Origin of the sequence: Lancefieldella rimae ATCC 49626 (assembly GCF_000174015.1) — a bacterium.
Classification (GTDB): Bacteria; Actinomycetota; Coriobacteriia; order Coriobacteriales; family Atopobiaceae; genus Lancefieldella; species Lancefieldella rimae.
This window is the reverse complement of sequence record NZ_ACFE01000003.1, coordinates 77,531-91,814: the sequence shown is the minus strand read 5'-3', so window position 1 is coordinate 91,814 and position 14,284 is coordinate 77,531. Positions and strand designations below refer to the sequence as shown.

14 protein-coding genes are annotated in these 14,284 nt (G+C 47.0%); 8 read left to right on the top strand and 6 right to left on the bottom strand.

Annotated elements, in window-relative coordinates:
- Window positions 1–2: 2 nt before the first annotated feature.
- Window positions 3–449 carry a cysteine hydrolase family protein gene (locus ATORI0001_RS05385; protein ID WP_003150034.1) on the top strand — a complete coding sequence of 149 codons (447 nt, stop codon included), beginning with the start codon at window positions 3–5 and terminating at the stop codon, window positions 447–449.
- A 155-nt stretch (window positions 450–604) separates the two neighbouring features.
- Here ATORI0001_RS05385 and ATORI0001_RS05380 read toward each other — a convergent pair whose 3' ends face one another.
- The 3 genes from ATORI0001_RS05380 to ATORI0001_RS05370 are packed head-to-tail and all read right to left on the bottom strand — an operon-like array spanning window position 605 to window position 3,371.
- Window positions 605–1,822 carry an NAD(P)H-dependent oxidoreductase gene (locus tag ATORI0001_RS05380; RefSeq protein WP_003150027.1) on the bottom strand — a complete coding sequence of 406 codons (1,218 nt, stop codon included), beginning with the start codon at window positions 1,820–1,822 and terminating at the stop codon, window positions 605–607.
- A gap of 21 nt (window positions 1,823–1,843) precedes the next feature.
- Window positions 1,844–2,452: an NADPH-dependent FMN reductase gene (locus tag ATORI0001_RS05375; protein ID WP_003149975.1), complete on the bottom strand. Its 609-nt coding sequence runs from the start codon at window positions 2,450–2,452 to the stop codon at window positions 1,844–1,846.
- A gap of 19 nt (window positions 2,453–2,471) precedes the next feature.
- On the bottom strand, window positions 2,472–3,371 hold the full coding sequence (locus tag ATORI0001_RS05370; RefSeq protein ID WP_040324621.1) for an FAD:protein FMN transferase: 900 nt from the start codon (window positions 3,369–3,371) through the stop codon (window positions 2,472–2,474).
- Window positions 3,372–3,636: 265 nt separating this feature from the next.
- Here ATORI0001_RS05370 and ATORI0001_RS05365 point away from each other — a divergent pair, with 265 nt between their 5' ends.
- The 5 genes from ATORI0001_RS05365 to ATORI0001_RS05350 all read left to right on the top strand — a co-directional run bounded on the left by ATORI0001_RS05365 (window position 3,637) and on the right by ATORI0001_RS05350 (window position 8,504).
- Window positions 3,637–4,104: a flavodoxin family protein gene (locus tag ATORI0001_RS05365; protein ID WP_003149931.1), complete on the top strand. Its 468-nt coding sequence runs from the start codon at window positions 3,637–3,639 to the stop codon at window positions 4,102–4,104.
- Window positions 4,105–4,261: 157 nt separating this feature from the next.
- Complete coding sequence (locus tag ATORI0001_RS05360) at window positions 4,262–5,998, top strand: ABC transporter ATP-binding protein/permease (protein WP_003149852.1); 1,737 nt, start codon at window positions 4,262–4,264, stop codon at window positions 5,996–5,998.
- Window positions 5,995–7,674: an amino acid ABC transporter ATP-binding/permease protein gene (locus ATORI0001_RS05355; RefSeq protein ID WP_003149855.1), complete on the top strand. Its 1,680-nt coding sequence runs from the start codon at window positions 5,995–5,997 to the stop codon at window positions 7,672–7,674. Before ATORI0001_RS05360 ends, ATORI0001_RS05355 begins: the two co-directional genes overlap by 4 nt.
- A complete protein-coding gene (locus ATORI0001_RS07775; RefSeq protein WP_338043054.1) occupies window positions 7,674–8,105 on the top strand; it encodes a nitrous oxide-stimulated promoter family protein in 432 nt (143 codons plus the stop codon). The genes ATORI0001_RS05355 and ATORI0001_RS07775 overlap by 1 nt, the downstream gene beginning before the upstream one ends.
- 15 nt (window positions 8,106–8,120) lie before the next feature.
- Window positions 8,121–8,504 (top strand): YbaN family protein, encoded by a 384-nt coding sequence (locus tag ATORI0001_RS05350; protein WP_003150049.1) that lies wholly within the window; start codon window positions 8,121–8,123, stop codon window positions 8,502–8,504.
- Between the two features lie 18 nt (window positions 8,505–8,522).
- Here the strand turns inward: ATORI0001_RS05350 and ATORI0001_RS05345 are convergent, their stop codons facing one another.
- Together ATORI0001_RS05345 and ATORI0001_RS05340 are read right to left on the bottom strand one after the other, a co-directional pair.
- Window positions 8,523–8,981: a type II toxin-antitoxin system VapC family toxin gene (locus ATORI0001_RS05345; protein ID WP_003149973.1), complete on the bottom strand. Its 459-nt coding sequence runs from the start codon at window positions 8,979–8,981 to the stop codon at window positions 8,523–8,525.
- On the bottom strand, window positions 8,978–9,310 hold the full coding sequence (locus ATORI0001_RS05340; RefSeq protein ID WP_003150032.1) for a type II toxin-antitoxin system RelB/DinJ family antitoxin: 333 nt from the start codon (window positions 9,308–9,310) through the stop codon (window positions 8,978–8,980). Before ATORI0001_RS05340 ends, ATORI0001_RS05345 begins: the two co-directional genes overlap by 4 nt.
- Window positions 9,311–9,584: 274 nt before the next feature.
- On the opposite strand from ATORI0001_RS05340, the gene ATORI0001_RS05335 reads away from it, so the two are divergent.
- Window positions 9,585–11,204: an MBG domain-containing protein gene (locus tag ATORI0001_RS05335; protein ID WP_003149909.1), complete on the top strand. Its 1,620-nt coding sequence runs from the start codon at window positions 9,585–9,587 to the stop codon at window positions 11,202–11,204.
- Window positions 11,205–11,611: 407 nt separating this feature from the next.
- Here ATORI0001_RS05335 and ATORI0001_RS05330 read toward each other — a convergent pair whose 3' ends face one another.
- Window positions 11,612–12,133, bottom strand: a complete 522-nt coding sequence (locus tag ATORI0001_RS05330; protein ID WP_040324591.1) for a GNAT family N-acetyltransferase — start codon at window positions 12,131–12,133, stop codon at window positions 11,612–11,614.
- Window positions 12,134–12,295: 162 nt separating this feature from the next.
- Between ATORI0001_RS05330 and ATORI0001_RS05325 the strand changes: the two genes are divergently transcribed.
- Entirely contained in the window at window positions 12,296–14,248 is a 1,953-nt protein-coding gene (locus tag ATORI0001_RS05325; RefSeq protein WP_003149841.1) for a glycoside hydrolase family 2 protein, read from the top strand.
- The last annotated feature ends 36 nt before the right edge of the window (window positions 14,249–14,284 follow it).

The following is a 14,284-nucleotide window of genomic DNA, read 5'->3' as shown; positions in this document are numbered from 1 at the left end:
CTATGAAGGCTTTGCTTGTCGTTGATGTTCAAACCAATGTTATGAAACGTCGTAATACCGAAGGTCTTATTGAAGCATGTAATGACATAATCAGCCAGTATGAACCCGAACAGGTTATATACGTTGTACACAAGCTTCCTTGGGAGCGCGCTTCAAAAAAGAAAGAATTTGGTGCCGGACTTTCGGTTGTTTCTGATTACGTATTTGACAAGCGTGAAGGCGATGCTTTTTCAAATCCCAAACTGTTGCAGAGGCTTCAAGAACTAAACGCTGATGAGGTTGAGATTATTGGCCTCGACGGTAATTTTTGTATTAAAGAGACTGCTCTCGGTGCTTTGAAAAACGGCTTGAAGGCAACAGTTAATGTGCGCGCGGTTGTTTCAAAAAATGAGAAGGCGTTTGAGGATACCAAGCATGAGCTACGTGATGCCGGAGTAAATGTCGTTTAGAAGGGCACGGATTTTCTTCTCTTACTCTATTAATTGCTATTTGGATATATGCAATATCGCCCTATGGTACGTGTGGTGTCATAGGGCGATATTTGGCTCATATCTTCGTGAAAGACAGTTACGTGCATTCTTTGACGTGCATAATTTGGTTTGTCTTACGCGCTTGCACCTGATGTTGCGTCTACGCTTGCACTTGGACCGCTTGCGCTGGGACCCCCTGCACTCGGTGCACCGGTTCCAGGCATCGTTGGTGTATTGCCTCCAACAAGGTGCTGACCAGTAGCCTGTAGATACCAATCAAGCCACTCTTGGAAGTTGAAGACAATTTCGTTGATGCCGGCATATGATCCGTCTGGATAATACATTGCCTGATAATTATGGGTGTTAATAATACCTTCAGGGCTTGGGACAATGGCGCGAACATATTCTTGGTCGCCGTTTCTTAAAACTCCGATGACTCGTTCGACGTTTTTGATACGTGCTGGAGGAAGAGAATTGTGAACGGTAGACAGACGATTGCCGGATTGCGAGGGTACACGCTTTGCAAGCATGCTATCTGGATTTTCATGAGCGTTATTGTAGTAGAGGAATTGATTATTGTCGTCTGCATAAGTCAGCTCAAATGGCATGGCTTTCAGGAACATATCAATCTGGTTAACGGTTAGAATGCCGTGGTCCAACTTGACATACGTATCTCCTGAGACCGCCCCGACTTTTTCCGCGGCCTTCTCGACCCAATCCGGATCGTCGGGATCGATGCCTTCGATGGTAGTTGAAATAGAACCTGTGACATCAAGATCCTCAGGTGTAAGTGGTTTTGGTTTTTTCAATTTAGAAACTACCTCTACATATTTAATGAAGTTATTCATGCAGAATTCGAGGAAATTGACAGTGCCCGCATCGACAATGTCGCCCTTGTCGTTAAAGGCCTGTTTTGCTTTCCCCAATAAAAACTCGTTTCCCGGAAGTACATAGGCGTTGACCCCCGGAGCGTCGAGAATTTTCCTCAGATGAATTTGCGCGCGAGAAGTTCCTTGGTCGTAGTAAGAAGCGCCGACAACCATAACGGGCTTATCCTCAAACGGATGTACATCATAGGAGAGCCATTCAATAGTACTTTTGAGAGCCGCAGAGATAGTGTGGTTATGCTCGGGAGTTGCAATGATAACGCCATCTGCACGTGTAATCTTGTTGTAGAGAAGACGTAGCTGGAAAGAATCATGCCAGTTTCCGTCAGGGTTAAAAAGAGGAATCTCATCAATCTCTAAAATTTCTAATTCAAATTGTTCCTCGAAGTGTTTTTTGATGAAGTGCAGTAACTTGCGATTATATGAAAGCTCCGCGTTCGAGCCAACGATTCCAACAAACTTCATAACAGGTGTCCCTTCCAATTCCTATAGATTTTCCCAGTTGAAGTTCTCGGCTTCTTTATGGAGAAGCACTTGTGATGCGGACAATTTTTCGGCAATTTTGACAAACAGACGAAAGTCATCAAAGAGTACATTCAATTTTTTTACTGTCGTTAAATCTCTTAAATCGCCGTTTTCATCAAAAGCCTGGAGCGAACGAGGGAGTAGAAATTCAGAGCCCGGCATAACTGATGCCTTAAGTTCTGGTGCATCCAGGATTTGGCGCAAGTGTAGTTGTGCTCGGGAAGAGCCAAGTGCGCCGTGGGAAGCACCGACAATCATAACGGGCTTATTGACCATGGGATAAATACCATAGGAAAGCCATGCCAAGATGTTCATAAGAGCAGCGGGGATAGAATGGTCATATTCAGGGGTTGCGATAATGACACCGTCTGCGGCTTCAATTTTCTGCGCAATTTCAGTGATGACTTCGGGAACTTGCATGTCAGCTGGTTTATTAAAAAGCGGAATATTATCTACCTCAATAAGCTCAATATTCGCTTTATCTGCAAAGTGCTTTTGCATGTATTTGAGAAGTAAGCGGTTAGTTGACTCTTTTGAGTTTGTACCAACAATGCCGATGAGGTTGAGCATAGCAAGATCCTTTCTAGACCTAGAAGAGAAATTCCGGAATGAGGCCGGATGAGTAATGAATGTGATTATTTTCCGTAACAATGAGCGCATCGATACCTGTTTCTTTTTCAACTTGTTCGAGGATGGATTGAGGACTCTCGCCAAAAAGACGCGTCGTCCAAATTTCCCCATCGATAGATTGATTTGATACAACGGTGAGGCTGGTGAGTTGGGTATCGATAGGATAGCCCGTATCTCGATCAAGGATATGATGATAGGTTTTACCGTTTGCCTGCAGCTTTCTTTCATATATTCCAGACGTGACAACGGACTGATTTTTGATCGGCAAGACGGCCACATTGGTTCCTCGAGGTAAGCGTGGGTGCTGTATACCGATTCGCCATGGACGATGTGTTTGTTCGTTGATGCCGATTGTCAAAATATTGCCGCCAAGATTGATGAGAGCGGAAGTAACTTCTTCTCCGTGCAAGAATTCGGCAATTCTATCTGCAATATAACCCTTTGCAAGTGCCCCTAAGTCAAGAGACATCCCTGTTTTTGTAAGATAAACACTGGAAGTTTTGGAATCTAATTCAATGCAGGATGGATCTGTTAACAAAAGGGCTTGTTCAATTTCTTCTGGGCTAGGAACCCGCGCGTCAAAAAATCCTATTCTCCAAGCTTTGACCAAAGGACCAATGGCTATATTGAGATGGCTTTGCGATGCAAGGCTATGTTTCTTACCCAATTTAATGAGCTCAAACAAATCAGGATGAACGGAGACAGGATTTTTCCCAGCCGCTTTGTTGACCTGCATGAGCTCTGATGTTTCATCATTGGCACTAAAGCGCTTTTCATAGAGATGCAGAAGTAAAAAGACATCGTCCAAAAGTCGGTCGGCTTCTCCATGTGAGATTGAAATGGTAATGGTTGCACCCATCAGATGAGCAGATCTGGAAGTGAGGTTTGTTGTGCTTGTAAATGTGTGTTGTATAGAGCCAGACGTCATTAACCATACCCTTCAAAACTACCTTCGGGCAATAGATTATAGATGCTAACCAGTATGTCTGATGTAGGGAATTTAATATCCTCAAACTTTCTAGAAATCTTTGCTTTAAGAACAGAGTAATTGGATATATGACGAGCATGTCTCTTATAATCAATTCGAAAGTAAAGATGTATTGTTTACAAGTGGGGAGAAGAGCATGAAGACTGCGATAGTGTATTACTCCAAACACCATGAAAATACAAAAAAGCTGCTTGATGCAATAGCACAAGAAGATAAAGTCACTTTGATTGATGCAACACATCCGGAAATAGATGACTTGTCAGGATATGATGCAATAGGTTTTGCATCAGGGATTTATTACGGAAAGATGCACAAATTGGTGCTTCAATATGCGGAGAAGAATCTTCCCAAAAATAAAAAGGTGTTTTTTATTTATACCTGTGGAAGGGTAAGCGCAGCACATACGAATGACATTCGAAAGATAGCAGAAGAAACGCATGCAGAAATTCTTGGCGAGTACGGATGCATCGGATTTGACACCTTTGGTCCTTTGAAGTTGATAGGTGGGATGAGAAAGGGCCATCCCAATGCGGAAGAAGTTCGTGGTGCCGTAAAGTTCTACCAGGGTATTGTACGTGCTCAAGAGGAGTCTGAGAAAGACTGAAAATCGATGCACTTGTCTGCAATCTGGGATTGTAAAGAGAATAATAAACATTAAAGAGGTCGGGGAGTTATCCTCTGATTCAAAGTAGCATTTTTAGCGGCGATACGTACAATGGAAGAGTTAGAATTCGTAAACTCTTCTCGAAAGTCTTGTTCAGATGTTTAATAAGCAACTTATCGCCATGGTTGGCGAAAGTAAAAAGTACATTGCCGTTCATGTTGCCTTACAGTGGATTTCCCTTTTGGCAAACATCGTCATGATGTGGGAGATAGCCCATCTGCTGCAAGGCCTCTATGAAAAGACGGTCAGCCAAAACCAGATAATCTCTGTCGTTGCCATAGCGGCTGGGGCTGTTGTGGTACGTTTTTTCTGCAGCACCCTGTCAAGTCGCATGGCATATCTCAGTTCAAAATCGGTCAAAAAGATTCTTCGTGAGAAGATTTACGGTAAGCTGCTCAGGTTGGGTAGCTCCTATAACGAGCAGGTTCAGACCAGCGAAGTCGTCCAAGTTGCCGTTGAGGGTGTCGATCAACTTGAAACGTATTTTGGTCAGTATCTTCCGCAATTCTTTTACGCCATGCTAGCTCCACTGACACTGTTTGTGGCGCTGAGCTTTGTAAATTTGCCGTCGGCGGTAGTTTTGCTTGTCTGTGTACCGCTCATTCCGCTTACCATTGTGGCGGTGCAGCGCTTTGCAAAGAAATTACTGGCAAAATATTGGGGTCGTTATACCGCTCTTGGCGATACGTTTTTGGAAAATCTGCAAGGTCTGACAACTGCCAAGATTTATCAGGCCGACGAGTTCAAGCACAAAGAAATGAATGAACAGGCCGAAGAGTTTAGGCGCATTACCATGAAAGTGCTGACCATGCAGCTAAATTCCATTACCGTAATGGATCTGATTGCCTATGGGGGTGCAGCTCTTGGCGTCGTTTTTGCCGTGACACAATTTCGGGCAAACGCCGTTGATTTGGCGGGCAGCTTATTGATAATCCTTTTGGCGGCCGATTTCTTTTTGCCTATGCGCATGTTAGGTAGTTTTTTCCATATTGCCATGAATGGCATGGCAGCAGCTGACAAGATATTTCGCTTGCTTGAGCTTCCTGAGACGGAAGAAAAATCAGGCGAAGTTCCCGCGGATGCTACGATTACGTGCAGAGCCATTCATTTTTCCTATAAGCCAGAGCGTGAGATTCTCCATGGCATTAATCTGTCTTTTCCAAAAGGAAGTTTTACGGCGTTGGTTGGCGAGTCAGGTTGTGGAAAATCTACCATTGCCTCCATCCTTATGGGGCGTAATAAAGGTTATGAGGGGTTAGTACTTTTCGGCACTATGCCTTTAACTGAAATTTCCGAAGCCAGCCTTATGAAAAACATTACGTATGTCAGTCATCAGAGCTATCTCTTTAAAGGTAGCGTTCGTGACAACCTCCTGATGGCACGTCCGAGTGCCCAGGATGAAGACCTTTGGTGTGCCCTTGAACAAGTTAATCTCGCAGGGTTTTTACAAAGCGAGAAGGGTCTTGACACAAAACTTGACGAGTCGGCTTCTAATCTCTCCGGCGGGCAGCGTCAGCGGCTGGCACTTGCAAGGGCTCTCCTGCATGACAGCTCCATTTACATCTTTGATGAAGCGACGTCAAATATTGACGTTGAAAGCGAGAATGACATCATGGATCAGATTCATGCGCTGGCAGCAAAAAAGACGGTCATCCTCATTTCCCACCGACTTGCAAACGTTACGGATGCGGATAAGATCTACGTCCTTGATCGAGGGAGCATTGTTGAAAAGGGAACCCATGCGGAGCTTCTCGCTAAGAGTGGATCCTATGCAAGACTCTGGAGTGCCCAGCAAGAACTTGAGTGTTATGCGCAAGGGGGTGATGCCGCATGAAACAGGATACAAAGCAAGAGAGTAGGAGTGGTTTTGTGGTGATGGCATCGCTCATTGGTCTTGTCAAACCGCTTATGGGTTATATGGTGCTGGCAATATGTATGGGTGTCGTCGGCCATTTGTTTGCCGCTTTTATTACGATATTTGGAGGTTATGCGGTTTTAGTCGCCCTGCAGCAGGAGATAACACTGCCGTTTGGGGCACATCTTTCTCTGACGGGGATTTTTATCTGCTTGGGTATTTTTTCGGCAGCTCGCGGATTTTTACGATATGCAGAGCAGATGTGTAACCATTTTATTGCCTTTAAGCTGCTCGCACTTATCCGCGATAAGGTGTTTAGCGCTCTCAGAAGACTCTGTCCTGCAAAGCTTGAGGGTAAAGATAAGGGCAATCTGATTAGTGTCATTACTTCAGACATTGAACTCCTTGAGGTGTTTTACGCCCACACCATTTCGCCGATCTGTATTGCTTGTGTGTTCAGCTGCATTATGGTGGTGTTTATCGGTTCGTTCCATGTTGCACTTGGAGTCTTGTCAGCCGTTGCATATATAACGGTAGGAGTAGTTATTCCGTTGGCGACGGCACGGCTCAGTGGTAATGAAGGTCTGAAACTTCGCCGTAAATCAGGGGAGCTCTCGTCGTTTGTGTTTGATAGCTTGCGTGGGCTTTCCGAAACCATTCAATACGGGCAGGGCGACACTCGCTTGTCAGAGATGAATCGTATGACCGACGCGCTTGCCAACGACCAGGAACGGATGAAGCGAATAGCCGGGCGTAACACTGCGGTGACAAACAGCATCATCCTTTTGTTTGACCTTGGGATGCTTGCGTTGTCGGCGTCTCTATGCAGTTTTGATGAATGCCTCATAGCTACTCTGGCTCTGATGAGTTCTTTTGGTCCCGTTGTGGCGCTGGCAGCGCTGGGGGCCACCTTGCAAAGTACCCTCGCAGCCGGTAACCGTGTACTTGCCATTCTTGATGAAGAGCCCGTTGTGGAAGAGATTGAAGGTAAGACTTCGGTGGAGTTTAGAGGTGCTGCGGCAGAGCGGGTCACGTTTGCTTACGGCAAAGAGACAATTCTTGACGGTTTCTCCGTTGAAGTACCCTCCAATAAGATTGTCGGCATTGTAGGAAAAAGCGGAAGCGGGAAATCCACACTGCTTAAACTTTTTATGCGATTCTGGGAGGTTCAAGAGGGACGTATTCAAATTTCCAGTACAAGTGTCAATGAGATTAATACTTCCAATCTACGCGACATGGAAAGCTTTGTGACGCAGGAGACCTATCTGTTTCACGATTCAATCCGTAATAATGTGAGGCTTGCCAAGCTTGATGCCACCGACGATGAAATCATTGCCGCTTGCAAGAAAGCGTCCGTCCATGACTTCATCATATCATTGCCGGCCGGCTATGATATGCCCGTAGGTGAGCTGGGAGATACGCTTTCCGGTGGTGAACGTCAGCGTTTGGGACTTGCACGCGCGTTTCTCCATAATGCACCATTTGTGCTGCTCGACGAGCCAACCAGTAATCTCGACAGTCTTAATGAGGCCGTGATTCTGAAGGCGCTCCATGAAGAAAGGTCGGGTAAAACCGTTGTGCTGGTTTCGCACCGTGCGTCGACCATGGGGATTGCGGATGAGGTTTATTCCGTTGAACACGGGAGAACCAGCTGATGTGTGTGATGAGTAAATCCAGCGGGAAGGCGCTTGCAGGGCGTTCAAGGTCAAATCGATCACCTGCGAAGGTGGCCAACAGTCGTGCGGTCGCGAAACGAGATCGAGAGAAGAGAGTCGTTTCGCTCATGATCTCGCTTTACTGTCATAAAAAGCACGGCAACTTTTGGAAGAGTTATCGTGGAAACTCTTCCTTGTGTGCCGAATGTGCCGAGCTTGACCGCTATGTTCGTCAGCAGACTGATCGATGTCCCGTTATAGCGACAAAGACCTTTTGTTCAAATTGCAGAGTGCATTGTTATACACCTGAGATGCGAGAAAGAATCAAAACGGTTATGAGATTTTCCGGTCCACGGATGCTTTTTTATCATCCAATTAAAGCAATCCGTCATGTAATCGAATCAAAAAGGGAAAAGAAGCGACTTGTGTAGCGAAGGACAAAACGTATGAGTATCAAGAAAATTCTGTACATCGTTATCGGGTGCATCAGCGTGGGACTTGGCACAGTGGGAGCCGTTACCCCATTTTTACCCTCCGTTCCCTTTTTGCTTCTTGCGGCCTTTTGCTTTGCAAGAAGTTCCGAGAGACTGAATACGTGGTTTACCGGCACAAAGCTGTATCAGGATAATCTTGCTGATTATACGGCAGGTCGCGGCATGACCAAAAAGGCCAAGGTTCGCATCATGGTTACGGTTACCTTACTCATGAGCATCGGCTTTATTTTGATGGGACTAAGAGGCATCGTAGTTGGCTGTGCGGTACTCTTGTGCGTATGGGTGTTTCACCTTGTCTATTTTGTCTTTATGGTCAAGACGATTCCCTCGTCATAGGACGGTAATGGAGTCGTATTAAAAGGTGAGCTCTTTATATGCAAGATGGTGCTTCTGTTCCATCCAAGTAAAGAATTGCTGACAGGTATATACGGGAAGTGAACTCAGGGTAAAGTCTTGAGTATTTCTGGTAATAATGCAGCGAGCTCCCAGGCTCATTGCTGCTTGATAGAGCAGGGCATCTTCAAAATCGCTCCATGTTGACTCAAGGGCTTTATCTGTCTCTTCTCCTCCTGGAGCGCAAATTTTAATTATGCCTCGAAGACTTATAAGAGCGGCTTTTGCTGCGTCTGTCTTAGAAGCTTTCCCACCCTCACTTAAAACATAAAAAATATCGCTTATTTGCGAGGCGCTTGCCCAGAGTTCGTAGTCTCCCATTGCCGCAAATACGAGTAGCTTGCGAGCTTCATCAAAGAAAGGAGCTCGTTGAGCAAGAAAGTCGATAAGCACATTGGTATCAACAAGGACGCGCATCATAGGTACTCCTGATTGCCATCTTTGGTATGGCTAAGTCCTTTTTTATGAAGCCGTGCGAGACGAATCTCGTTATCACTCAGCACGGAGAATTCTTTGCTTACTGACACCTTGGGAATATCGTTGATACGTTTGACTGCCTGAGCAAGTCTTTCTTCTGTAGTTAAGGTGCTGTCTTCTGGCAAATCAAAGGGGAGCCGCTCGGTCTTGATTATGTAATCATACAGTTGGTTGATTGCTTCAGAGGCGGATATACCCAAGCTTTTTAACAGCTTGGCTCCAGTTTCTTTTTTCTGTGCGCTCATTCGCGCGGTAACCATTGCATCAGGCATGGATTCTCCTAATGTTGTACGTTGTACACATCATATCATGAGACAGAAATACTGCAAGGAAAATGAGAATATATCCGATCCGTTGGGATATTCTGACATCATTCTTTTAACAAAAATAACGGTTTGAACATTTCTTCCAAAAAGTACCTTCTTTTAGTTTCCCTAAGCTAACTTATTTGATAAGATACTACAGCTCAAAAAAGGAATAAAAATGCAAAAGTCCTGTTCAAAGCATATGGCCTACGAACGGGTAACTAAGGTTAGGAGTGAATATATGCATAAAAAGTGCGTACAGAGGGGGCTGCACGCTCGTCTTGCCGTTGCGGTGGCAGTTGCTATCTGCTGCTTGTTCTTCTCGCCATTTGCTACAAAAGCACTGGCAGATGGTTCGTTTGAAATTAGTGACTGGTTGTCGGGCTATGGATCTAGCAGCCTCCAGTCAATCTACAAGAACAACAAGCCTGCAATGGATGCGGCATCTACATGGAAGTTCACCACGTCCAGAGTGACTGTCGGTGGCAGTTCATCGACCACGACGGATTTTGTGTTTCCTACCACCGTTACCAATGTTACCAGCACTTATTCTAGTAGCTATTTGGGTAATGGTACACGCGTTCAACCCTACAGCAGTTACGTTGCAAAGGGAACGCGTGTGGTATTTCCCGCCGGTTTTAATGGAACGGTATCGAACATGATCTTCGAAGGCGAAGTGAGCGTTGAGGCGGGCGCGAACGTAACTTTTGACAACGTTACCTTCTACAAAGGCCTTGATAACAAAGGTACCTCGACTGTCAAGAACTCAACTGTTGTCCAGCAGGACCTTACCACTACCGATGACGGTGTTCTCAACATTGAAAACACGAGATTCCAGAATTCCGACAATTCCGCCGGGATTACTTTGCCTTCAAACAAGATTTCTCCCGCCAAGGTTGGTGCGGCTTACAACGAGTCCGTTACCATTCCGTGGGCGGCTGCTTCCAAGGGTTACGATACGTTTACGATGGCAAACCTGCCGGACGGTTTAACGTTGAGCCCGATGGAAAATGATGCCGCGGCACGTAAGAGCACGGCTACCATTTCCGGTACACCAACGACTGCTCAGAAGAATCACGTCGTTCGTGCGACCATCAAAAATGGTGCCTCCTATGACTTTACGATTCCCATGATGATGGATGTCGAGAAGGGCACCGTTGCCGTTCCTAAGGCTACAAACTACGACTACGACGGGCAGGAGCACAACGGCTACGATATCTCTGTTCACCTTAATGTGGCTATCAACGGAACTATCGCTGCAACTCACGCCGGTACCTATGAGGCTGTGATGGATCTTATCGACCCTGTTAACTACACATGGGAGGATGGTACGACCAGCACCAAGACGGGCAGTTGGACCATTCGCAAGGCTCACTTGACCGCTACGTATGAGGGCGAGACCGTCGAAGAGGGAGAGGCTCCCAAACTCAAGCTTACCGTTACCGGATTTGTGAACGGTGAGACTGCCGACACAGCCTATCGGTATACTGCGCCAACCCTTACTGCCCCTGACGTGAGCGTTGGTGATCACGAGCTGACCCCAACAGGAGGCGCTGCAGGTGATTATGACTTTACCTATGTTGCAGGAACGCTTAAAGTGACGAAAGCTGCCGTTCAGCCCGGTGGGCAGGGCAACAATCAGGGTGGTAGCCAAAACGGTAGCCAGGGTGGCAGCCAAGGCAACAACCAGCAGCAGAACGAGACTGGAAAGGCCGGGAAGACCGGGAAGAAGGTTAAGTCGGGCAAGAAGAGCGTCATTCCTGATATGTCCGATCCGGCGGTCATCTCAACGGTAGCTGGTTTTACCGTTGCTTCCATCGGGAGCATTGCTGCCGGTATTGCTCTGCGTAAGCGTGCGTAGAAAAGTGAATATGGCCTATCTGAGCTGATGTAGTTTTTCAGTTAGCAGAATTACAGGGGAAGACGGGAATGCAGAAATGCGTTCCCGTCTTTTTTCAAGGCTCTAGCCTGTTGAGCAGGAGCAACGCACGAAATATAAAGCTACCTGTCATGCGGGTGGTTTTGATTTTTGTGCGAGATACCTGGAACTCTTTGATTGCTTTAGTGCTGGCAAGATAGTGCTGCCAAAATGACGCCAAGTTAGAGTCGTCATAATAGCACTGCCAAAAATGCGCCAAGTTGGGCACGAGTTGCCAAACTTGCAGCAAGTATGGTTAATATATGCCAAACTTGCAGTAAGTATGGCAATATAAGCCATACTTGGCGCATTTCTGGCAGCTCTAGGCAATATTGTCAAGATAGGCAGCGCTATAAGGCAAGTTCATAGAGGTTGAAGTCAATATAGCCTGCACTTTCGTAAAAACGAGTTTCCTTTGAAACAAGATGATAGCCGCATTTTCGATAGAGCTTATTTCCGGGAACGTTTTCCGGAAGCGCATCAAGTCGGATAACCTTGTCGCCTCTGTCTCGGCAAAGGTTTTCTGCAAATTTCATGAGCTTAAAACCAATGCTTCTGCCTTGGAGTTTTGGATCGACAGCAAGTAAATGCAACGTTGTTATTTCATTTTTAGGGGCAGAAACGTTCCATGCGATCTGTGTATGATTTTCGTCGCTGTCATGCACTATCATCACGGATCCAATGATTTTCTCTTCCCTGACAGCAAGGTAGCATTCTTCGTTGCCGCAGTATCGCTTGATATCATCAAGTGAGGGATACACTCCCTGTATCCATTTTGGGCGATAAGGATCCTGACTCATGGTGGTTATCAGTGAGTCATAAAATGTCATGATATTCTTTACGTCTGATGTCTTTGCTTTAGTGATATTCATGATGGTTTCTTCACATCCATATACTCTGCCTTCTTTGGTATATATTTTCAGAGAAGTATCCGTATCAGCTTCGTTGTCAGTATACTGCTGGTACACTACGAAGAGCCCAAGAGAGCTCAAAAGAGCTCAAGAGATCGTTGCCGTAAAAGAAGCGGAGGTCTGATGCTAGATATCCGACGGGTTCTTGCCAGCGCGCCGCAGAAGCACAAAGCTGAAAATCTCAATTCTCTCACGACCGTATGGGGAGAAGAGTCTGATCCCTCGGACGTTCTTTCCGAGCATCCGCGTCCGCGCATGCGGCGGGATAACGTTTTGTCGCTGAACGGTATGTGGGACTATGCGATCGTTCCCTTGAGCGGAATGTCCGACACGAAGGTCCTTAGGGAAGCTCTTATGCAGGCGCGAATACCTTTGCGGTGGGACGGCAAGATCACCGCGCCCTTCTCGCCCGAAGCGTCTCTTTCCGGTGTTAACCGTACTTTGCATCCCAATGAACTCCTCTGGTATCGACGTTTGGTTGAATTGCCGGAATTGTCGTTGCAACAGAGATTTATTTTGCATTTTGAAGCGGTTGACTGGATGTGCGCATGCTTTGTCAACGGACAGCTTGCCGGAACACATACAGGGGGTTACTTACCGTTTTCTTTCGACATCACCGATTTTCTCGGCATGTCAAAGAAAACGGAGATAGCCGTTTGCGTCTATGACCCCAGCGATGCTGGAGTACAGCTGCGCGGCAAGCAAACGCTCTCGCGTGGCGATATTTGGTATACCGCGCAGAGCGGCATTTGGCAGAGCGTTTGGTGTGAGGTGGTTCCGGAGACGCATCTTGAGTCGCTGACCCTGAAGGGCGATATGCACGGAATCCTTCAAGTACGGGCGAGAAGTACCTTTGGGCTGAGAGATGCCTTTGGGTTAGGAAACGAGCTGCGCACCGATTCGCTTACGAATTCTCTTGCGCTTGAAGTGACGGTTTTGGATGCTCAGAAACAGGAAGTATTGCACGCCACACTACCGGTGGGGAAGACAGGGGAGACTTGTGCTGAGTTACACGTGAATTCTCCGCGCCTTTGGTCGCCTGAAGACCCGTATCTGTACGCAGTGACGGCGATGCTGCGGTCGGGAGATGCGGTGGTAGACGTTGTGCAGAGCTACTGCGCGTTTCGCACGGTCGAAGTGGCGCCTGATGCCGAGGGAATCGCCAGAGTCCATCTGAACGGGGCTCCTTTCTTTGTGCGTGGAGTACTTGACCAGGGGTATTGGCCTGACGGTCTTATGACGGCGCCATCCGATGAAGCGCTGATATATGACATAGAGACTATGCGCGCGGCTGGCTTCAATACGCTGCGCAAACATATCAAAATTGAAAGTGAACGCTGGTATTATCATTGCGACCGGCTCGGTATGCTGGTGTGGCAGGATTGCGTTTCGGGCGGAGATGCCTACAGTTCTTGGCATACCAGTCAAAAACCGACGCTCTTCAGTTTTACGTGGCGTCATTTTCAAGACACGACACCCCGCCATCACAGAGCGTTGGCGGCAAGTGACGAGAATTACAAGCGAGAATGGATTGAGACGTGCCGAAGCATGGTCGAACTTCTCGACGGACATCCATCAGTTGGGTTTTGGACGCTCTTTAACGAAGGCTGGGGCCAGTTCGACGCGCAAATAGCGGTGAAAGCCGTTCGCAAGCTTGACGCAATGCGGCCAATCGACGCCACAAGCGGTTGGTATGATCAAGGTTGTGGGGACTTTATCAGCATTCATAATTACTTTCGTCCGCTTTGTGCGGGTTGGCGTGATATATGTAAGGCGCAGGCGAATCGCCGTAGAGAAGGTGTAGAACAACGTGCCGTCATAATCTCAGAGTTTGGCGGGCTGGCGCAGATGGTGCCGGAGCATACATCGCTTGACCATGCGTACGGCTATGGTAATTTTGCCACTGCCAACGATTGGTGCGCTGCGGTTAAGCAAGAACTTGCAAAGGCGGAAGCTTTGCAGGAAGAAGGACTTTCCGGCTATATCTACACGCAGCTTTCCGACGTTGAAGAAGAAGTGAACGGTCTTCTCACCTACGATCGAAAAGTCAATAAGCTTGGCCGATCTACTGGCTGATTGGTTAGCCGGCCTGCCGACCTGTGAGGTAGGTCC